The following is a 23,452-nucleotide window of genomic DNA, read 5'->3' as shown; positions in this document are numbered from 1 at the left end:
CGGAATCTCCCTGACCTCCGCCTGACAGAAGGCATGTGTCTGCACATTTTCGAGCTTCCCAAGATGAGGCGGATGTTAGAGAAGTGCGGGAACAAAATTCCCGCTGGAATGGTTTCATTTTTTCAATCATGCCCATGAGGAAGAACATAAAAAAAATTTTTGTTGCTCTGTTGGTCAGAAGTTGATATAATTATAACTTATAATTTGATCTTTTCGCTGAAAATGCTTTTTACAGGAGGTGTCCAAATGTTTCGTAATGTGCTTTATTTATCAGTTATTGTGTTTTTAGGAGCAGTATTATGCCTAGCAGGATGTGAATGGATAAAATTGCCGGCTTCCCCAAAATGCCAGAAAACAAATGCTGAACTAATTCGTGATGATAAATCAGCCGAGGATAGAGACTGTGTTCAGACCGATAAGGGTCTGATTGAATATAAAGGGCCTTTTCGCCACAGGTGGTGGCATTATTATAACCGTGCTTTGTTTTTTGCGGAAAACGGATGCTGGGAAGAGGCTGAAAACGATCTGACAGAGGCAATCAGACAGCGGTATAAGGATCAGTGGGATGCCCGGACTTATGGAATGCACTTTATAGATTATTTTCCACATCGGGAGTTGGGGATTGCTTATTATTATCATGCTCAGGAGGACTATGATCAGGCAGAAAATGAAACTAAAAAAAATCAGGCAATTCTGAAAATGAAACACGCATTGGATGAACTGATGATATCCTTGGAAGGTGACAAGAGCAAAAAAACAGATGGACAGCCCAGTGCAAAAGCATTGTTTTACATTGAGCCTGTCTATAAAAATTTGGTTGAGTATAAAAACGAGTTGCTTGAAAATGGAATAGGGCAGGAAAAGCTGACTAAACTGGGCCTGAATTCTATAAAAATATCAAAACCGATAATTGAAATGGATGCTGTTCAAAAGGGAACAGATGCTCAGGATAAAATCCTTTTATCAAAAACCCGAAACAATATTGTAACGATCTCCGGTTATGTTAAAGATGAGAACTATATAAAGTCAATAAGCGTTAATGGGGAGCCGGTATTTTTGTTGAACAGCTTGGAAGACAGAGAATTATATGAGCAGTTTAACAGAAAAGTGCCTTTTAAAAAACAATTATATCTTCCACAGGGACAGCATACAGTTAAAGTGGAGGCGAAGAATATAATGGGGGAATCTGCTGTCCCGGAGATGATAAGAGCTAAAGTTGATAATTATGGACCGTCTCTTGCAGTTGAAGAAATCCGATATGCCCAGTCATCTGATGAAAAAATCATCATTAATGGTCTTCTTGAGGATGAATCAGGGATTTCTGATCTTTTCATTAATGGAAAAAATATTCCTATCCAGCATGACGGCAACAGGGCTTTCTTCAGTGCAACAATAGCCAGCTCTGATCGGCGACTTGAATTAATAGCTTATGATCGGCTTGGAAATCGGATGATATCTACTCAGATGCCGTCTGCCACTCAGAGTTCACCTCCTTTACTCGCCAGTGCAGGTGTGATGGCAGATAACCGCCTCGTTGGTCAACCTGCTAAAAAGTCTCCATCCATTGAAATCAAGGTATTGAGGGAAGATTGCAAATTATGTGACACCGGAGATTATTTGGATTTTTGTAAGGAGGAATTTAAAGTTGACGGTAAATCAGAGCAAATTTTAGTTGACGAAATTAAGAAAGATATGAAAGATATTCATTTTGAACATATTGATAATATTCAATTTCTTAATAAACTGTTAATAGATGCCCAGCTTTATAAGCAAATAGATAAAAATGGTAAGTTTTCTAAATACTATAAAAAACTTTCAAATCTCAGCGATAACGAGCAAAAAATAATAAAAAAACTCAACAGACTGATTTTAGAGGAAATTTACTCAGAATATGTCCCCAAATCAAGGGGATTGTATATAAATCTGACCGAGTGTCAAGAGATAAAATCACGTCTGAATAAAATAGATGTTAAGATAGTAGTGGATAAGGCTCAGAATTTTATAAAAGAAATATGCTTTGATGAAGTATGTTTTAATAAGAGATGGGATACAGACGTTGATTTCAAGAAAAATTATCAAGCTGTTGAGTTTCCTTATTATATTGATTTGCCCAAGGGTGGCAAGGTTTCTAAAATTGTTAAAGTAAAAGAAAAAAACAACACGATTACATCAAAAGAAGTTATATCTGGCATCTTTGATGATAAAGCTGAAATTGAATTCAATGGTGAATCAGTTACAGTTAAGCAAGAAGAATGTGAACCTTATAATGAGAATATGAGATATAGTGTTTTTATTTTGCCTTTGAATTTGAAGAGGAATGATTCCAATTTTAAGACAAAATTAAAGGAAAAACTTTCATGCTTTCGTATGTTTGGTACAGAGGAAAAGTGTCGATTCAATATAAGTAGGGAGAATATTGATGAGGTTTTGTACCATAAAATAACAACATCTGACGAAAAAAATGGGAAAGAAGTGCAAGAATTCAAAAATATTTGCAGAGACAAAGGTATCAGATGTTTTGTCAGAGGGAGTTTTAAAAAAGAAAGGAAAAAAGGCCACCTTTTCACTGAGGTCATAATAAATGTGGTTGACACGGCTAAAACGGATTTGTCTATTGAAAAAATGCCATCTATAGACACTTATATTCGTGGTAACGATTTAGACAGGCTGGCCCAAGATATCGCTAACAAATTCAGTGTAGAATTCCCTTTGCTGGTTGGCAATGTTGTTGGAGTTGAAAAAGATAATGTAATAATCACTGATCTTCAACATCCTAAGCTCAGAAAAAACTATAGAGTAATAACTTTTTTCGATTCCGAGGAGACAACTGGGAAGGAATTTGCTTTAGCTCGAATCATTGAGCCAAAAAATAATAAGGCAATATTGATTGAACCAAAAAAAGCGGAAAGAATTTGGAGCCAAACTATAACCGAATAATTAAGGACTGCCTTGTCTTTCGCAAGTAAAAGACAGATCGTTGTCTTTTTTTTCATTAGAATAAAAGTCTACATATAGCATATCACCTTTTTCGTTACCCCGAATAGTCACTCTGTCATAAATATAACCTTGATCTATTAATCCTGGCTGATATGAGAAAATATTATCTTCTTTTAAATCAAATTTTTTTTCGTGAAAATGGTAGCCGTTGACTTTATCTCCTTTGAGTTGGGTGATAGTTATATCTTTATCCCCTTGAACAATTTTCCAAAGAACATCGCCACCATCAAACATCCATTCACCCTGTAACGGTTTTTTCCGAATTTCGATCTTTATATCTTTCCCACCGAACTTTACAGATTTAACTTCAGAATAATTTTTTCCTTCATAGCTGGTCTGAAATGTGACATATTTTTCTTTTAAAAAAAACGCTCGGAAGGAAAAATTAGGTTCGTTGTCTTCTTTTTCAGTGCTTTTCGTTTCTGTCACACATAGCTTATTTGGTTTAACAAAATTTTCATAAAACCAGCCGCTCTTTTCTTTCATAGGAATTTTATCTGGATAAATTAGTTCTAACATCAATCTGTTTTTTTTGCCAGGATCAGATTCTTTTTCAATATATGCAGGGAGTCGTTTAGCATATTTTTCTTTCAGTTTATTATAAAGCTCATCACTTTTTAACCAATCAGCATCACAGTTATTATTTAAGCCATCTTCCATTTTGATTATATTACAAATTTTACGAATCTCTTCAGGGGAAGGTTCATCATAACAAAGCCAATCCTGAAATCTCGAAGCTCCTCTTAGTTTTATTGTCACATTGCCCATACTTGTATCATCTTCATTAGAAGAAAGTCTTCCGGCAATTATACCGTTATCAACATAAAGATAGCTTAAGACTACCGTAAAAATGATACTCCACATAATTTTTCCAGAATGTTTTCTCCACCAATTTTCTAGCTTCTGCCTGTCACAAAAATATAATATGGAACCAAATAAAAAACCAATAACAGTTGCCACATTTCCTGCCCAGTTACTAATAAAATCTTTCTGTTCAAATTTAGGATAATTACTAAATAATGTATCAAATAATAATAATACAATACTGACAGCTATGGCTATAGATATAAGCTGCCAATGCTCAATGGTTATTTGTTTTTTTATAGCTGACGGAGAGGTATATGCGGCTGTAAACAAAACAAATCCGAGTGCACTGACGCTTACAATAGCTGCCAGATAAGCAAAGTCTGAATAAAATGATAGTATAAAAGTAATTAAACATCCGCCAATGATAATCTCGCTTAAATTTTTGGGGAATATTTTTTTAGGAATTTTTTCATATTCAACCTCTTTTGCAATCCTTTTAATGACTTTTATATTTTCTTTTGAAAAAATTTCCGAGGCTTTCTCAGCAGAAGTTTCCTTTCTTATACCCAGTTCAAACTCAAATGTTTTCGTGAGCCAGTGCGTATCTGCTGCTCTTAATATAAAAATCAGATTTAAACATTTTTCAACTTCTTTTTTATTTTTGCCAAGAATCGCTTTAATAAGGTCTGGTTTTTTCGGAAAGAAAGGAAAATTTATTTTTATACCAAGCATCTGAGCAAGAATAATAAGTTCATCTTCTGTAATTTTTTTTAATTTTGATTCTATATCGTTATTATTCATTTTTACCTTAAATTAACACATAGATAAGAAATTTTTCCAAATTCAGATATTCAGACACATTCTTCTCTGTTACTCTATATTCCTCTTGATTTCAACTATTTTTTAAAAATGAATCCTGCTGAAATATAAAGATATTGTTTGACATTGACATTTCAAATCTTCAGTGTTAATTTTTTTTCAAAATTAACACTCTTCAGACAAAGCATTAACAAACCGCTAACCAACTTTACTTATTTTCGGCAAACCTGATGAAATTTTGGCAACATATACGTTACTGGGACCTGGGTCACGATCAACTGAAAAATGAAATTGATCAGGATAAAAAGGATAAGGATCTAAAGCATAAAATCCTCGAACAAGACCAGGAAAAGCAAGGTCAGAAGAAAGAAAAACTGTATCAGAGAATTTTTTTTGCTGTACTTTTTATGGGGGGTCTGACGACATTAAAGGATTATCCGGAAATAGGCTTTTTTGCTATAGGTTCAGGATTGTACGGACTCACTCCGGAGAATGGCCGAAAAGATCAGCCGAAAAATACCCCGCTAAAAAATCAATGGATTTTAACATCTCTTGGGGCGTTTATACTGATGATAGTGATAATAACATTACAATTCACTGTATTCTCCGTGGCCAAAGAAAAGATAGGGCAATTGCTATGGGCTATTTTAGGTATAATCACAATGTGCTTTATCAGCGCATTCAAGCGGTTTATAAATAGTCAGACATAACTTCCGCCAACATCAGTTATTGGGCTTTTCCTTTCCAAATATCCCTTCAGGTATCCTTCACAACAGTGGGTAATATTTCCCTCAACAATTAATTTTTTCTAATTATAACGGATTTGGGGGAGGCCGGTCAAGCCCTGTAAGGGCGGCATATTTGTAGCAGCAGGTTTGCAAGCCCCCGCCAAGCCATGTAGGGGCGGCATATTCGCTACAAATATACCGCCCCTACGGGGCTTGACCAGCCTAGGATAATGAATTACTACAAATATGCCGCCCCTACGGGGCTTGACCGGCCCGGGATAATGAATTACTACAAATATGCCGCCCCTACGGGGCTTGGCCAGCCTCCCCCAAATCCGTTATAATCAGAATTTTTTCTTAAAGCCAGTTCCCGAGTCCCGTAGGGACGGCATATTTGTAGTATAAAGATGTCTGCCCCTGTCCGAGTCCCGTAGGGACGGCATATTTATTCATAATATCATTGTCACAAATATGCCATCCTTACGGGATTCGGAAACACGAGGATATGTCATTGCTACAAATATACCGTCCCCACGGGATTCGGAAACACAAAATCTGTCATTTGCTGTAAATATGCCGTCCCCACGGAACTCGGAAACACGGGGATATGTCATTGCTACAAAGATACCCGTCCATACGGGACTTTTCAACCCCCCTCTCAGATACAAAAAATCAGACCCGTTTTAAAAAAAAATATTCTCAATTCTTACAGACAATTATAATCCAAAACCAATCCTTTTGATAACTTTTTTAAATTTATTTTATAAGAAAATAAGACCCCCTTGCATATTCATAAATAAGGGGGGTTGAAAATTGAGCTTCTTTCATTTGCCAGTTCACACTTTTTTGTAGAACAATTTGCAAAATTGTTCTACAGGCCGGAAAGTGCAAACTGCTTATTAGCTTCTATGAAGGATGTCAAAATTTGATTTGACAGTGCAGGCGTTTTCGATTTTTTATGTAAAAAACATAGTGTTGCGTTTAAAAAATAAAATATATGCGTTGTGAAATTCAAGGTTTTAGGCTTGACAAAGCTTTATGAGATATATTAATAAAGATAAAATATAAGTTCTATTAAACCAGATTGTTCGTAAAAGGCAAACCAATCGTAAGATTGGGACGCAAAGCTTTCGGTCCAAAATTATCTTTGGATGGCGGGTTGCCGGATGAAATGGTTTGCAGGTGCTTCTTCCGGAGCCTGCTCCATTTCGTGCAGGAGATAGGTGTGAGATGTGCCTGATTTCAGATAAAAATTATCCTCATTATACTCTCCGTGTTATCTTCCATTTCTTTCACACCATAATTACCAAAAACTTAAAATCTGTTTAACCACTAAAAAGAAAAGTTTTGATTAATGAAACAACATGCTGAATCAATCCAAAAGGTTACTGTTTTCACTGCGTATTTTATGATCATAATCTGCACGAGTTGTCTGAATTCTTTTGCTCAGGGAGAAATTGAGATTGCGTCATCTCCCAACCCTGTGGGTTCAGGTGCCAGGGCACTTGGAATGGGAGGCGCTTTTATCGCAATTGCAGACGATGCAACAGCCGCATCATGGAATCCGGGCGGACTTATTCAGTTGGATTTTCGGGAGATTTCAATGGTGGGGGCCGGGTTTCATCGTATTGAAGACAAGTCTTTCGGCACTCACTCCGAAGGAAACGGACATGACAGTGTGTCTGAATTCCAGTTGAACTACCTCAGCGCTGCCTATCCTTTCAATTTGGGAAAATTTCCTATGATCATTTCGCTGAATCATCAGCATCTCTATGATTTTACCCGTGAATTTGATTTTTCTTTTGACCTGGAATCAGAGCGTTTATCCATGAATAAATATATGGATTACCAACAGGAGGGACGTCTGACTGCTTTGGGAATTGCTTACAGTGTGATGCTCGGACGCCAGCTTTCTTTTGGATTTACATTAAATTTCTGGGATAATGATGTGGGCAAAAATGAATGGGAACAAAAATTAGTTGAACAGCGAAACGGATTCCATGAAGGTGCCATGTTTACCCACAAAATAGAAAGAGAGGACCAATATTCGTTTAAAGGGTTTAATATGAATTTTGGGGTGATGTGGAAGCTTTTTTCTAAAAATGACAAGGAGTTCACTCTCGGAGCAGTTTTCAAGACTCCTTTTGAGGCGGATTTGGAGCATGACCGATTATTTTGCACATCTTTCCAGTATGTCGGATCAGAACCGGAGGATGAAGTATGCAACTCTTCTAATTGTAAGGAAACCATAGATATGCCCATGTCTTACGGCATTGGCATTGCTTACAGACATTCTGACAGGCTGACAATCGCCGCAGATTTTTATCGAACTGAATGGGATGATTTTATTATACATAATGAAGAAAAACAAGAAGAAAAATCAGCAGTCACGGGGCTGGATATTGATGAATGTGATGTTGATCCGACCCATCAAATACGAGTGGGGGTGGAATATCTTTTTATTCAGCCTCACAGCTATGTGATTCCGCTAAGGCTTGGAATTTTTTATGATCCTGCTCCGGCCCAGGGAAGCCCGGATGACTTTTTCGGTTTCAGTGTCGGAACCGGATTCGGGATAGACTGGTTTATCTTTGATATTGCCTATCAATACAGATTCGGAAATGACACCGGAGAATATATGCTCAGGGATTTTGATTTTTCACAGGATGTTGAAGAACATACAGTTTATTCGTCTGTGATTATACATTTTTAAAACCCAAAAGGGGAAAGGAGAGTAAAATGATAAGGAAAGATTTAACCGTACTCGTACTTGTTTTTTTACTGGTATTCGGGGGAGGTGTTTTATTAAACGCCCACGCAGCTATTTCAAGTGATGAAAGAGAAGCCTTGGTCGAGATTTATAACAGCACCGGGGGCAGTAATTGGACTAACACTACTCAGGGCCAAGATGTTTGGGATATCGTCAATCTCAGCAGTAATTGTTGTGGATGGTATGGCATAACCTGCGATGTTTTTAAAACTAAAGTTACAAAAATTAAGTTATCCAAAAATAATCTCACCGGTTCAATTCCTTCTTCTATAAGCAAGCTTATAAATCTCACAGAGATGGATTTGTCTGAAAACACAGATTTGACAAGCATTCCTGCTGAAATAGGGGAACTGCCAAATCTGACAAAGCTGGATTTGTCTAAAAATACAGGTTTGACAAGCATTCCGTTGACGTTAGGGAATATTGCTGATTTATCTTTGTCTGATTGTCCCTCTTTATCTGTCTCTGCACCTGATAATATAACTGTGGCAGCTAAAGCAGACTCAATAACGCTGGAATGGCCGGGTGATAGCTACGATAATATAACCTATCAATATTTCAATAATGGTGAAGACGTTTGTCAGGATGATATTAATATTACTCCGATAGCAGATAAAATACAAACAAAGATAAGTGGTTTAACACAAGGCACAGAGTATTCTTTCACAGTTCGCACCGTCCTCACTGCTGATGTTGATTTGATAAGTGATGACTCTAACACTGTAGATGTGATAACGGAAGGTATTGTTCCCGACGAGAGGGAAGCGTTGGAAGCTCTTTACACCAGCACAGGCGGCGGAACAGAGTGGACTGACTGGGATATTGATAAGGCCGGAGGCGAATGTGATGGTGGCTGGCAGGGAATTAGCTGTATTGAAGATGATAATAAAAAGCATGTTGTGGAAATCAATTTAAATGGAAGCGGCCTTAACGGAACCATTCCCGGAACTGATGTTATTAATAAGTTTGAGAAATTACAACGCCTTGATCTATCGGAAAATCCGGATATCTCAGGGAGTATTCCTTCAGGAACATGGAATCTTCAAAAACTTTTGACGCTTAATCTATCGGGATGCGGGCTGACAGGTGATATCCCACCAGAGCTTGGAAACCTCGAAAGTTTGACCGAGCTTTATCTCAACAATAATCAGTTGGGCGATAATGATTCCGGGATTCCTCCTGATTTGGGTAATCTGCCCAATTTGCAGAAGCTTAACTTGTCTAACAACCAGTTGACAGGCGATATTCCATCAGACCTTGGAAACCTTTCAAGTTTGACCGAGCTTTATCTCAACGATAATCGCCTGACAGGTGGTATTCCCAAAGAATTTGAAACCCTTTCCAATCTGGATATCCTTAATGTTGCTTCAAATAAACTCACAGAAGAAATATCTTCTGACTTGAGTGTGCTCGATCTAAACGCCACAGAAAGTAATATTCGGTGGAATGCTCTTTATAAATTGGATGACAGTTTAGATGGATGGATTGCAAGCAATTTCAAGTATGGGGATCAATGGAGAAATTATCAATCTTTTGCCCCCCAGGAATTAAGAGCCAATGAAAGTGGCGCATTGACGGAGCCATATAAGATTACTTTAAAATGGAATAAAATTCCCTTTGACGGTTCCGGAGGTGGGAAGTATGAAATTGAATATACCAATCCTGCTGATACCTCTTGGTATAAAGAGACAACGGATTTAAACACTGTTTCTCTTCCACTTACCGGTACAGATGGTTTGGAAGCATGTACAGAGTATTCTTTTCGGATCCGCACAATAGCAAATTCTCACCCTTCCAACTCAAATCTTATCGAAAGTGAATATACTAAAGTAGTTACTTTCAGCACTTCGTGTATCCCGCTTGATGAAAGAAATGCTCTGATTAATCTTTTCAACAGCACGGGCAAATCTGATCAAATCGCCGGTGAACTCGGCGACCCTGGGGAAGAATGCAATTGGCCGGGCGTAACTTGTGATAATAATGACGGTGAGGCTGGCAAAGAAAATCATGTCACAGAAATTGATTTGTCTTCCCAAACTCTAAGCGGATCAATTCCTGCTACATCCATCGGAAATTTTTCAGAACTGACAAAGCTTAATTTGTCCGACAATAAAAATTTGACAGGCGGTATTCCTTCAGAATTAAATCAGTTATCGGAATTAACAGAACTTCGGTTGAATGACTGTGGTTTGACAGGTAAAATTCCTGTGGAGTTGGGATCGGGAATTCTTGCAAGAGATGTTTTTATTGATCAAGAAGCTGGAGAGGGTGGTTTTTTGCTCTATCTCAGTAATAACGAACTGACTGGTAAAATTCCTCCAGAGTTAGAAAAAATAACAAGACTGACAGAACTCAAACTGGATAATAATCATATGGAGGGGACCATTCCGGCGGAATTAGGTGATCTCCCGGCATTGCGAGTTATATGGGTAAATGGTAATATGTTGGAAGGTCCAGTGCCTTCGGATTTACAACGTCTCCAAGACAGTCTGGCGAAGACACCGAGCAGCGATTTTCGGTTCAATAAACTTTATACGAATATTGGTGATGGTGGTACTCATAATTTTCTTACGAGCCAACAAATCGGCGGTAACTGGGAAAATACCCAAACTGTTGCCCCGGTAGATGCCAATTTTTTTGTAGATGAAACGAAAACAACCTCCACATCTATTTCTTTAGCATGGGATGCTATAAAATACGATTTTGGCAACGGGGGCTACGAGGTGTATTATTCCACTTCTGAATTAGGTGGTTATAAACTCTATGATCCCCAAAATCCGGACTTTCCTCGTTTCTCAGAGGATTCCCCCTTCCCGGCAACAGAAAGCCTGCAAGAAGAGAGAATTACAGTGAAAGGTTTGACACCTGATACGGCATACTGGTTTTACCTTCAAGCCGTTTCTTTTTATAAAAGGTATGACGGAGATGAAGGGAATACGCTTATCAGTAAGCCTACAAAAAAAGTTTCTGCCTCAACAACCAAACCTGTTCCCATTGTAATACGAGTAGAAAAAGATAACGGACCTGCATGTGGCGGAGAAGCAGTAACCATAATTGGAGAAAACCTTAGCAATGTCGTGGAAGTTAGGTTTGGCAGCACGAAGGCTACTGGCAATTTTATCACCTCCGAGACAAAAATAGAAGAGGTGATAACTCCTGCTCATTCGGCAGGTGAGGTTTATGTGCGGGCCATGGATGAGGACAGTCAAGGCGAGCCATGCCCTACAGAATGTTACACCTACAACCCTCCACCAATTGCCTCCAGCATAGAACCTAACTTTGGTCCTGCATCTCTTGGCAAAAACGTAAAGATAACAGGAAGCAACTTTGTCTCCGGGGCGACAGTTGTTTTCGGCGAAAACGATCCTGTCAGATCAAGCGGCTCCGGAGGAATAATAACATGCACTGCTCCCGTCAATATAGCATGTGATGATCCCAGCAAGCCAGCATGTAAAGTCAAAGTCATAGTGACTAATCCGGACAAGCAAACTTCAGAGGCTCTTTCATTCACTTACAACCCGCCGCCTAAAATTAAAAGCATAACTCGCGTCTTAACACCAGGTGATGATTGTGCCGGTGCTGGTGACAAAGTAGAGATAACAGGTAAATATTTCGATATTAAGGATAACACTTCTGTTTTGTTCGGCATATCTCCAGTTCAGAAAATTATAAGCAAGTCAGCTACATTAATCACCTGCCAGATTCCCTCCAATGCTCCAGGAGAAGTTGATGTAAAGGTGACAAATGAAGATGGTCAATATGATGACAGCGGCTATTTCCAATACGATTGTCCTATAGACTGTTCAGTTACCGGAATAGACCCTTCCAATGGGCCTGCTACTGGTGGCACAACAGTCATAATAACAGGAACCGGTTTCAATGGTTCCACAGTCAGCTTCGGAGGTACAAAGATTGAGCATATCAAGTATATTTTGGAATCAAGAATAATCAAAGGCATAGAATGTGAAACTCCTGCTCATGCAGCAGGGAAGGTAAATGTTGTTGTAAGCAACGCAGGCGGAGACTGCACTCCCGTCACCACATACACCTATGACTCGCCGCCTTCGATAAACGAGAAGGGGGTGCAACCTGACAGCGGCTACGAATTCGGTGGTGACGACGTAACAATTACCGGGGAGAATTTTGTTGACGGAGCCACAGTGACTTTTGGTGGGATATCAGCTACAGTTGTTCAAGTCCTGTCATCCACGAAGATAACCTGTAAAAATCCTCCAAATGATAATGGTTCTGCCAAAGTCGTTGTAACAAATCCTGACGGACAATCATGTGAAGATGGAGATACCTGCGGTCAATTTTATTACATGGCCAACCCCAAACCTGAGATAATCTCTTTCGATCCTGAAGAAAGCAGCATGTTCGGCGGTGTATTTCTGACAATAACAGGACGCAACTTTTTCGAAGGAGCCACGGTCACTTTCGGCGGTGAAAAAGCCACAAATGTCAATCCGGTTTCAGAGACAACCATAACCTGCCTGACCCCTTTGTGCAAAGGATGTGATCCCAACGATGCGGACGGAAAAATTGACGTGGATGTGGAGGTGAAAAATACTGATGGGCAGTTCGACACAGAACCTTATCCCTTTATTGTCATCCCCCTCAGACTGACTCCTGCTCAAGGGCCTGCATACGGCGGCACAACAGTGACAATCAGACCGGGGGATGACTCTGTGAGTTTTCTTAAAAGTGGTACGACAACGGTGACTTTCGATGGTGTTTCTGCCAGCGATATCAGCGTTTACCCCGATAAGATCATCTGCACGACCCTCGCAGTTTTGGAACCCGGGCTTGCTGATGTGGTGGTGAACAACAGCAGCCAGTCTTTCACCTGCTCAGAGTGCTACAAATATACTGGCATTCCTGACACGGAAAGACAGGCCCTGATTGATCTTTACACCAAGACAAACGGAGGTGGCTGGACGGACACAACTGGCTGGCTCGGCAATGAGTACACTGAATGCACATGGAAAGGCGTGTTCTGCGACGCGGGGCAGGAGCATGTGGAAAAGCTGATTCTGGACAACAACAACCTTGTTGGAACATTTCCCGAAAGCATTTCTGACTTGTCAAGCCTTCAGGTGATTTCGATAAAAAACAACAAGATGAGAACGCCAATTCCCGAAACAATACTCGATCTCAATCTGAAAGACGGGCAGAGTGATTTTTCATGGAATTATCTCTGCACGGAAGACGGGGATGCGATCACGGACTTCCTCAAACAAAAGCAGGTGGGCAGCGAAGATTTCCGCTATTTTCAGCAAAAGGAGGACGGGTCATTTTGTAAGCTCCCGGAAACATCTCTTATCGTGATGCCGGCGAGCCTTAATGTGGATGAATCCCAATATGCCGAGATTCCCGAAGATGAAAACGAGCTGGACACGTTGTTTTCCTCTTTCACTGTGACCCCCGCTCCTGGTCTTGAATACAAGAACGATGTCACCATCAAACTTTACAGTTCAAACGTCAGTGAGTGCAACGTATATCCTGCGTCTGTCACGCTCAATTCGGAAAACTGGAACGATGGCGCAAAGGCTTATGTGATTCCCGAAAAAGACGGAATTCCTGACGGATTGCAGACCTGTACAATTCTGACTGCCCCGGCAATCAGTTCGGACGGCAATTTCAATAACGAGAATCCCGAAGATGTGACCGTATTCGTAAGTGACAGCGATCAGGGGCTGACGCTTACGCAGGTTTATCCCAATCTTGGTGTCATCAACCAGGAACTCTCAGCAACACTTAGGGGAACCGGGTTTGATAAGAGTAGTACAAAAGTTTATATATTCAAAGATAAAGATGATTCGAACAAAACAGAGATTACGCAGATATCATCAGTCAGCAGCACAGAAATAGCGCTGACCATTCCCGCTCAGACGGAAAAAGGGCAATATACCCTGAAAGTTTCCGATGATGAAAAAAATGAAAATGATGTGCTGGAAGGAGCAATAAGCATTAAAGCCAGCCAAGACGAGGTTGATGAACAGGAAAAAAAGAAGGCGATCATTGTCGCAGGCGGCGGCTCATATTCCGGCAATGTCCTGTGGACAGCCACAAAGAACTGTGCGAACAGGGCTTATCTCGTACTCATGTCTCAGGGGTATTCGCATGACAGCATCAACTATTTGAATCCAGAAAAATATATTGACGTGGACGGTGACGGTGTGAGTGATGTGGACGAAGAACTCACGCAAAAGAATCTCGAAAATGCTATAAAGGAATGGGCCAAGACCAGTGAGCCTCTTGCTGACGAATTGCTGATCTACATGACCGGACACGGCGGAAACGGCAGGTTCGAATTGAGAGAGGGGGAAACCATTGAGGCAACAGTGCTGAACGGATGGCTGAATGATCTCCAGACCGAAATGCCCGGCAAGCTGATCTTTGTTTACGATGCCTGTGTTTCCGGCAGTTTTATTTCACGTCTTACACCCGAAGCCGGAAAAGAACGCTATGTGATTGCCAGCGCCAGTGCGGATGAGCGGGCATGGTTTCTGGATGACGGTGAATTTTCCTTTTCTTATCATTTTTGGGATGCAGTCGAAAACAAAGGAAGGCTTTACAGTTCCTTTGTTGACGGCAAAGATATGATGGTTGGGCAGACTTCCCTTATTGATATTGATGGTGATGGCGAGATAAATGTTATTACCAACGACAAGGGGGAATTGATAATATCTGACAATATCATTATCGGCAGGGGACGTGTGGCTGCTAGCGGCGGACAGCGTCCCCAAATAGTCAGTTTGCTTGCGGACAAAGAAGTTCTGTCTTGTAGCGAAACATCTTCAGGTATCCGCGCAAATGTTGCCAAATCGCTGAACGATATTTTTGTAGTATGGGGAAAGATTATACCGCCTTATTTTTCTGAAAATTTGTCTGAAGAAGAGCTTAAAAAAGAAGTTACCCATCTTCCTTCCATAAAGCTTACACTAGGAGATGATTCCGATAACTATGAAGGTATATATGAGGACTTTAGCAAACCTGGAACTTACAAGGTTGCCGTTTATGCAATTGATACGGGATTATATGAATCTATTCCCAAAGATACAAAAATTGTCAGAAATTACTGCAAAGGCGATTTTGACGGAAACGGAACGGTTGAACTGGCAGATGCGATTATCCTTTTGCGAATGGCAGCCGGAGCTGATGTTTCTGATCAATCCCTGATCAACAACAATGGAACCGACGCAGACGGGGATGGAAAAATCGGTCTGGCGGATGCGGTCTATATTCTGAAAAAGCTGGCAGGGGAGATGTAGTAGCAACATAAAAATTGCCTGATTATAACGGATTTCGGGGAGGCCCGGGAATATGACATCGGATAAGAGGATGAAACGGATATTTCGGGCCGATCCCGACCTGGGGTATCCGGTCAATCCTAAAATCCGCTGTCATACTGACCTTCCCGAAATCCGTTACAATCAGCAAAATTGTTTTACAGGTCAGAAAAGGATGTCCGGATATCCAAGACCTCTAAATCAAAAGGAACAACTTCATGAAAAGAATGATCAGTATTTTTCTTATCTTGTTAGCAGTGTCAGTAAGTATTTTCGGAAATGCTCATGCAGCCACACCCATCATCAGTTCAATTGACCCAGGGCACGGCCCCGCATCCGGCGGCATTCAAATCACAATCACCGGTTCCAATTTTGAAGTGGGAACCCGTGTGACATTCGGAGGAATCGAAGGCACAGAGGTGATGGTCAGCGAAACAAAGCTGTTTTGCACCACGCCCGCCCATATTCCGGGGGTGGTCCAGGTGATTGTGACAAACCCGGATGACTCTTCATCCGGCAGCGTGTCTTACACTTATGATCCGCCGCCCACAATAAACACAGTGAATCCTGACAATGGCTACGAATTTGGCGGTGATGACATAACAATCACAGGCAATAACTTCACTGACGGAGCCATAGTGGCTTTCGATGGCATTCTAGCCACAAATGTTCAAGTCCTGTCATCCACGGAGATAAGTTGTACAACTCCTCCGAATGAGAACGGCTCAACTGATATCGTTGTAACCAATCCGGACGGACAAACAGCCACTTACGAGAGAGGTTTTTATTATATTCTACAGCCCCCACCGGCAATAATGGCAATAGAACCCTCCAAGGGGCCTATCTCCGGAGGGATATTTGTGACCATAAACGGAGCCAACTTTTTTGAGGGAGCCATGGTGACGTTTGGCGGTGAGAAAGCCACAAATATCAATGTAGTTTCAGATACAACGATAACCTGTCCGACCCCTTTATGCCAAGGATGTGATCCCAGCGATCCGGATGGAAAGATTGAGGTGGATGTGGAGGTGAGAAACGCTGACGGGCAATGCGACATAAGCACTTATACCTATCTTGTCATCCCCCTTCAATTGAGTCCTGCCCAGGGACCGGCATACGGCGGCACAACAGTGACAATTGAACCAGGAGATGAATCTGTGAGTTTTCTCACAGGCGGGACAACAACAGTTACTTTCAGCGGTATTTCCGCGAGCGATGTCAGTGTTTACCCCGATAAGATTATCTGCACGACGCCTCTGGCTTCGGATATCGGGATTGCCGACGTGGTGGTAAACAACAGCAGCCAGTCTTTCACCTGCTCGGACTGCTACAAATATACCTGCATTTCTGACGCAGAAAGGCAGGCACTGATTGATTTTTACACCAACACAAACGGTCAGAACTGGACAGACAAAACAGGCTGGCTCGGCAATAAGTACACCGAATGCACATGGAAAGGCGTGGTCTGCGACGCGGGGCAGGAGCATGTGGAAAAACTGATTCTGGACAACAACAACCTTGACGGAACACTTCCCGAAAGCATTGCAGACCTTTCAAATCTTCAGGTGATTTCAATAAAAAACAACAAGGCGAGAACGCCGATTCCGGAAACAATACTCGATCTCAATCTGAAAGACGGGCAGAGTGATTTCTCATGGAATCATCTTTGCATCGACGACGGAGAACCGCTCACGGAATTCCTCAACCAGAAGCAGTTAGGCAACAAAGATTTCCGGTTTGTCCAGCAAAAGGAGGACGGATCGTTTTGTAAGCTCCCGGAAACATCTCTTCTCGTGATACCGGCCAGTCTTAATGTGGATGAATCCCAATATGCCGAGATTCCTGAAGATGAAAGCCAGCTAGACGATCTCTTTTTTTCTTTCACTGTGAAGCCCGCTCCTGGTCTTGAATACAAGAGCGATGTCATCGTGAAACTTTACAGTTCAAACCTCAGTGAGTGCAACGTATATCCTGCCTCTGTCACACTCAGTGCCGAGAATTGGAACCATGGCGCAAAGGCTTATGTGATTCCCGAAAAAGACGAAATTGCTGACGGATTGCAGACCTGTACAATTCTGACTGCCCCGGCAATCAGTTCGGACGGAAATTTCAATAATGTGAACCCGGAAGACGTAACCGTGTTCGTATCTGACACTGATCAGGGCGTGAGCATCACCGGCATTTATCCCAATATCGGGACAACAAACAAGGAATTTACCGCAACCCTGAAAGGAACCGGATTTGACGGAGCCACAAAGGTTTATATCTTCAAATCCGGGGACGAGTCACAGAAAACTGAGATTACAATGATTACGGTGGTCAGCAGCACGGAAATAACACTGACCATTCCCGCGCAGAAGGAAGAAGGGCAATATGCCCTGAAGGTTTCCAATGATGAAAATGATGTGCTGGAGGGGGCAATAACCATAAAAGCTTATCAAAGCGAGGTTGATGATCAGGAAAAGAAGAAGGCGATCATTATCGCAGGCGGCGGTTCATATTCCGCCAATGTCCTTTGGACCGCCACGAAAAACTGTGCGAACCGTGCCTATCTCGCACTCATGTCTCAGGGCTATTCGCATGACAGCATCAAATATCTCAGCCCGGAAATATACATTGACGTGGACGGTGACGGTGTGAGTGATGTGGATGCAGAACCCACGCAAAAAAATCTTGAAAATACCATAAAAATATGGGCCAAAACCATCGAGCCTGGTGCTGACGAACTGCTGATCTACATGACCGGACACGGCGGAGACGGCACTTTCGAGCTGAGAGATGGGGAAATCCTCGAAGCAACGGTGCTGAACGGATGGCTGAATGATCTTCAGCAAACTATGCCCGGCAAGCTGATTTTTATTTATGATGCCTGTGTTTCCGGCAGTTTTCTTTCCCTTCTTACACCTGAAGCCGGAAAAGAACGCTATGTGATTGCCAGCACGAGCGCGGAGGAGCGGACGTGGTTTCTGGATGACGGTGAATTTTCATTTTCCTATCATTTCTGGAATGCTGTCGAAAACAAAGGAAGACTTTACAGTTCCTTTGTTGACGGCAAAAATATGATGATTGGGCAGACTTCCCTTATTGATATTGACGGTGATGGCGAGATAAATATCATTAGCGACGACAAAGGTGAATTGATAATATCTGACGATATCATTATCGGCAGGGGACGTGTGGCGGCCGTTAGTTATCCTGTGATCGAAAATGTTGTATCTGAAAATATCACTCTGAGTTGCGGAGAAACTTCTGCAACGATTTCGGTCAGCGCCCTTAGCAGTCTGAACGATATTTTTGTTGTATGGGGCAGAATCATCCCGCCTTCCTATGTTGAGGGAAAATTGCCTGAACAAGAAGTCACGTATCTTCCTTCCATCAAACTTTCTCCTGCTGAGGGGAAAGATGACACTTATGAAGCCACTTATGAAGGATTGACCGAACTGGGGATGTACCGGGCTATCGTATATGCGGTTGATACAGGGCTTAACGAATCCCTGCCCAAAGAAATCACGATCACCAAACAATGCAAAGGCGATATTGACGGAAACGGGAATATTGGACTCAGCGATATACTGTTTGTGTTGAAAATAACAGGAGGAATGACCATCACAGATTCATCCATAGAACGATATCTGCCCTTTGTTGACGTGAACGGAGATGATAAAATCGGATTGGAAGATGGAATTTATCTTTTGCAGTCGCTGGCGGGTTTGCGCTGATTGGCAAATCCGAACCATCTCTGCCGGATTTATGTGATTGTAACGGATTTTGTTGAAAAAGTACAGGGAAATCAGATAAGAAAGGGAAGGCGCATTTTCCTTTTCTTATCTGCTTTCCCTGTACTTTTGAAAAGGGAGTTCTATAATTTCAGAGACAATAAAACATTGAGGAAAAAATGGCAAAAAAAATCATCATGGCTGGTCTTGTTTTATTGACAATAGGAGCTTTTATAAGGGACAATGCCCATGCTGCCGCCGTTCCGGATATAAACGTGATTGTTCCAAATCAGGGACCAGCGTCCGGCGGAACAGAGGTGACAATTATTGGAAAAAATTTTGCCGAGGGGGCAGAAGTGTTCTTTGGCAGCATAGCGGCAACGGTGGTAATATTCAGGAGTGCTTCTGGCATAGATTGCATCGTTCCTGGAAATACAGCAGGCAAGGCAGAAGTGACGGTGATCAATCCGGAGGGACAGTCCGCCGTGACAGACTCGGACGAAGGATTCCTATATAAAGCTGTGAGAACGCCCGTCATCATACCGCCCCTGGTTCCGGATGAGGGACATATTTCCGGCAACACATTGGTGACGCTAAAAGGAGCCAATTTTAAAAAAGGAGCAAGCGTTACTTTTGATGGGATTCAGGCCACGGAGGTTAAAATTGTATCAGACGCGGAAATAAACTGCAAAACTCCGGAACATGAAAAAGGTACCGTGGATGTCATTGTCAGCCATCCGGACGAGGAGGCAGACATCTGCGAGCAATGCTACACTTATTTTACTGGCTGCCCTTTGTCTGAAAGAGAAGCCCTGATGGAACTTTACAACAATACTGACGGAGAAAACTGGTACGACAACATCAACTGGCTCGGAGACCGCGGAACTGAATGCTCATGGAAAGGCATCACCTGCAATGAGGAACGAACCCATATCGTTGAAATTCGTCTGGACAACAATCACCTTGAAGGAAAACTTCCCGCAGCCCTGGGAAATTTGTCCGAACTTCAGGTTATTTCCTTAAAGACCAACTATCTGAGCGGTTCTGTTCCCAAAGAAATATCAAATCTTCTCAATCTTGCGGACAGGCAAAGTGATTTCCGCGGAAACTGTCTCTGGGCAAAAGACAGCGATGTGCGGGATTTTCTCAGCAGCAAACAAATCGGTGAAGAATGGGAAGGCAGTCAGAGAAATTGCTGTGTTTCCCAAGACATGAGCCTGAGCGTCAGTTCGGTCCACACGGAAATCGGAGTGACCAATGAAAATCTCGACATAACGCTGACAGGCACGGGGTTTGGTGAGAATGCAAGTGCTGCGGTGTTCCGAAAAGATGAGAACGGGGAACTGGTCGGAGATGAGAAGGAGATCACGGATATAAATCTTGTCAGTGAAACAGAACTTGGGCTGACACTTGCTGATATTTCAGAACCAGGAGCATATTCCCTGAAAATATCCGCAGAAAGTGAAACCTGCGAATTATCTGATGCCCTTGTTTTTGAAGCTTCCGAAGATATGGAAAAACAGAAACAAAAAAAGGCAATCATTATCGCGGGAAGCGGCCCCTATTCCGGGAATGCACTTTGGAACGCCACGCTCACATGCGCGAACAAAGCTTACCACACGCTCATCAATCAGGGATATACAGATGATACCATTTGCTATCTGAACCCGGAAACTGGTATTGATATTACAGGAGATGGCGTGACAGACGTTGACGGGGATACCACGCTGGAAAATTTGTCCGAAGCCATAAAGAACTGGGCTGAAGACGCTGACGAACTTTTGCTTTATATGACAGGACACGGCGGAGACAATACCTTCAATCTTAACTCGACCACAACGATGGATATATTGAACGCTGGCGAACTGGATGGCTGGTTGGACACATTTCAACAAACCAGAGATGGAAAAGTCATACTCATCTATGATTCTGCCATGTCAGGGAGCTTTCTTCCTCTGATGACACCGCCATCGGAAAAAAAACGAATTTTCATCAGCAGTTCTTCTGCCACGGAACGGGCATGGTTTCTAAATGACGGCAAAACGTCTTTTTCTTATGTTTTTTGGGAAACATTGCGAGTCACCGGTAATCTTTATTCTGCTTTTGTCAACGCTAAGGAAACAATGAAGGCTGATCAGACAGCAATGCTTGATTCAGATGGAAACGGGATTGGAAACGAAGACACTGACAAAAACCAGATTGAAAAGCGAATGGTGGGGCTGGGGCGATCTGTGAGAACCGAGCTTCCCCATATTGGAAAGGTCTTTGAAAAAGAAACGCTGGGGTGCGGTGAAAATTCCATAACACTCTGGGCCAGTGACATTGCTTTTCTGAATCCCATTCAAAGACTATGGGCAATCATCATCCCTCCTCAAGCTTCAGATGATCCCACGATTCCGATAACAGATATGCCTTCGGTGGATCTGACCGACGACAACAATGACGGAACTTATGAAGCTGATTATGAAAATTTTACCCAGACAGGGATTTATAAAATTTTCATTTATCTTAAAGATGAGAAAGGAGATCAGGCTTCACCTGTTGAAAGCACAGTTATTCAAACCTGCAAAGGTGAGGTGAACGGAGATAACAGTGTTGACCTGCGGGATGCTGTTATTGTATTAAAACTGCTGGCCGGAACAAACGATTCTCTGACAATCCGCCCGGATTATATTGACTCAAATATCGAAGTCGGCGGGGATGAAAAGATTAGTTTGGCGGATATCATTTATATTCTGAAAAAAGTGGCAGGAGCAGAATAAGGAGAGGTTTCTTATGAATAATCTGACAACCGAATACGAAAATGATTTTTGTGCATGGCTTGAGCGCAACCCAGGGCTTCTGAGGCAGGGCAGGGTATCTGAAATTGACACGGAGAACATAGCAGAGGAACTTGAGACAATGGGAAAAAGCCAGCATCGGGAACTGACCAATCGCCTGAAAATATTGTTTGCCCATCTGCTCAGGTGGGAATTTGAACCGGATTAGCGTTCAAAAACCTGGAAAAGAAGCATTGTGGAACAGAGACAGCAGATCATCCAGTTGCTGGAAACCAGTCCGAGCCTGAAGCACGGAATTGACGAAAAAGTGAAAAAAGCCTATGCAAATGCCGTGGAATATGCCGCGCTCGAAACAGGTATTCCCCAAGCTGATTTTCCCCGAACCTGTCCCTATTCCATGGAACAGGCTTTGGACAAGAGATTTTTATCCTGATGAATTTTAGCGAAAAGCGGAAAATGAAAAGAAGGGACAGGATTGCCAAAAGTTAAAGATCGGGTTAGCAGATGCGATTTATATTTTGAAGCTGGGCGGATTACGATAGGGAACAATGATGAATACTCGAAAACTTTCAGAGAAACCTGACCGCACAGACTGGCATCGTCTGTGGGGTCTGATGATGACACCCCTGTTCGAACGACTGGGATGTGAAACCGTGGTGGAAATGGATTTATCCGCCAAAGTCCAGCGGCTTGATATGGTGGTGGTCAGAAGAAAAGAAAAAATTCGCTATGATGTGCTTGCTGATCCGAATTATTATGAGGGCTTTGAGCAACTGAACGAACATAATCTCATCTCATTCAAGTCATTCCGGGAAGTGTTTAATATGACAGCACTTGAAGAGTTATACGGACATTTCACCAATTACAGAAAAATGAAAACTATTGGAGAACACTCCAAAAGTACAGTGAATCTGTATGTCGTAACCCATCATTTTCCGAAAGATTTGTTTTCCCGGTTCGAGGGGAAAAATCTTATTGACCGTATCACTGAAACAATTTATGATTTCAACGTGCTGACACCTGTGCGTTTTATTATCACCCGGGATACCAATCATCCGATTCTTGGCCTGTTTTCCGACAATGCGGATCAGATCGTAAAAAGCCGGAACAAACTTGAAAAGGATGGATGGCTGCTTGGGGAAGTCAGCTCGTATATTGAGAAGCTTTATAAATATTACGCGTTGGAGGGAATTGATATGCCATATACACAAGAAATGTTTATAAAAGATCATTATCCCGAATGGTATGATAAAATTCAGGCCGCAAAAGCTGAAGGTGAGGCAAGGGGCAAGGCTGAAGGAGAAGCAAGAGGCAAAGTAATCGGTGAAATCGTTATGGCTCAACGTCTGTTGAAACGAAACCTGTATTCTCAGGAGGAACTGGAAACAAAAACCCTTGATGAATTGAAAGCAGCTTTGTCCGAAATCGAAACCCGACTTTTTCCGAAGCATTGAACTGCTTTTAATATTTCAGAAAAGCCCATAATTATGAAAAAATCAGAGTAATTTTACAGATCATTTTTCTGCTGTTGGGAATGTGATTG

Annotated in this window: 8 protein-coding genes, 1 pseudogene and 1 riboswitch; of the genes and pseudogenes, 8 read left to right on the top strand and 1 reads right to left on the bottom strand. The window is 42.0% G+C overall.

The features are described from left to right. Window positions 1-246 precede the first annotated feature (246 nt). Entirely contained in the window at window positions 247-2,937 is a 2,691-nt protein-coding gene (locus tag dnm_RS25480; protein ID WP_207679702.1) for a tetratricopeptide repeat protein, read from the top strand. Here the strand turns inward: dnm_RS25480 and dnm_RS25475 are convergent, their stop codons facing one another. Then, window positions 2,938-4,605 carry a hypothetical protein gene (locus dnm_RS25475; protein ID WP_207679701.1) on the bottom strand — a complete coding sequence of 556 codons (1,668 nt, stop codon included), beginning with the start codon at window positions 4,603-4,605 and terminating at the stop codon, window positions 2,938-2,940. It lies immediately after the preceding gene. Between the two features lie 248 nt (window positions 4,606-4,853). Between dnm_RS25475 and dnm_RS25470 the strand changes: the two genes are divergently transcribed. The 7 genes and pseudogenes from dnm_RS25470 (at window position 4,854) to dnm_RS25435 (ending at window position 23,363) form a co-directional block, all read left to right on the top strand. Continuing rightward, on the top strand, window positions 4,854-5,333 hold the full coding sequence (locus dnm_RS25470) for a hypothetical protein (protein WP_207679700.1): 480 nt from the start codon (window positions 4,854-4,856) through the stop codon (window positions 5,331-5,333). Window positions 5,334-6,437: 1,104 nt separating this feature from the next. Then, window positions 6,438-6,518, top strand: a riboswitch (cyclic di-GMP riboswitch). Between the two features lie 187 nt (window positions 6,519-6,705). Further along, the gene (locus dnm_RS25465) at window positions 6,706-8,064 is read left to right on the top strand and encodes an OmpP1/FadL family transporter (RefSeq protein WP_207679699.1); all 1,359 of its coding nucleotides are present in this window, start codon (window positions 6,706-6,708) and stop codon (window positions 8,062-8,064) included. A gap of 26 nt (window positions 8,065-8,090) precedes the next feature. Next, window positions 8,091-15,395: an IPT/TIG domain-containing protein gene (locus dnm_RS25460; RefSeq protein WP_207679698.1), complete on the top strand. Its 7,305-nt coding sequence runs from the start codon at window positions 8,091-8,093 to the stop codon at window positions 15,393-15,395. Window positions 15,396-15,631: 236 nt separating this feature from the next. Further along, complete coding sequence (locus dnm_RS25455) at window positions 15,632-19,132, top strand: IPT/TIG domain-containing protein (RefSeq protein ID WP_207679697.1); 3,501 nt, start codon at window positions 15,632-15,634, stop codon at window positions 19,130-19,132. A 176-nt stretch (window positions 19,133-19,308) separates the two neighbouring features. Continuing rightward, on the top strand, window positions 19,309-21,891 hold the full coding sequence (locus dnm_RS25450) for an IPT/TIG domain-containing protein (RefSeq protein ID WP_207679696.1): 2,583 nt from the start codon (window positions 19,309-19,311) through the stop codon (window positions 21,889-21,891). 13 nt (window positions 21,892-21,904) lie between these two features. Then, window positions 21,905-22,342, top strand: a pseudogene (locus dnm_RS31035) (DUF29 domain-containing protein). Window positions 22,343-22,457: 115 nt separating this feature from the next. Continuing rightward, window positions 22,458-23,363, top strand: coding sequence for a hypothetical protein (locus dnm_RS25435; protein WP_207679693.1), 906 nt, complete (start codon window positions 22,458-22,460; stop codon window positions 23,361-23,363). The last annotated feature ends 89 nt before the right edge of the window (window positions 23,364-23,452 follow it).

This window comes from Desulfonema magnum, from assembly GCF_017377395.1.
Taxonomy (GTDB): domain Bacteria; phylum Desulfobacterota; class Desulfobacteria; order Desulfobacterales; family 4be13; genus Desulfonema_C; species Desulfonema_C magnum.
Note: the sequence above shows the minus strand (reverse complement) of the source record. Positions and strands in the feature narration are given on the sequence as shown.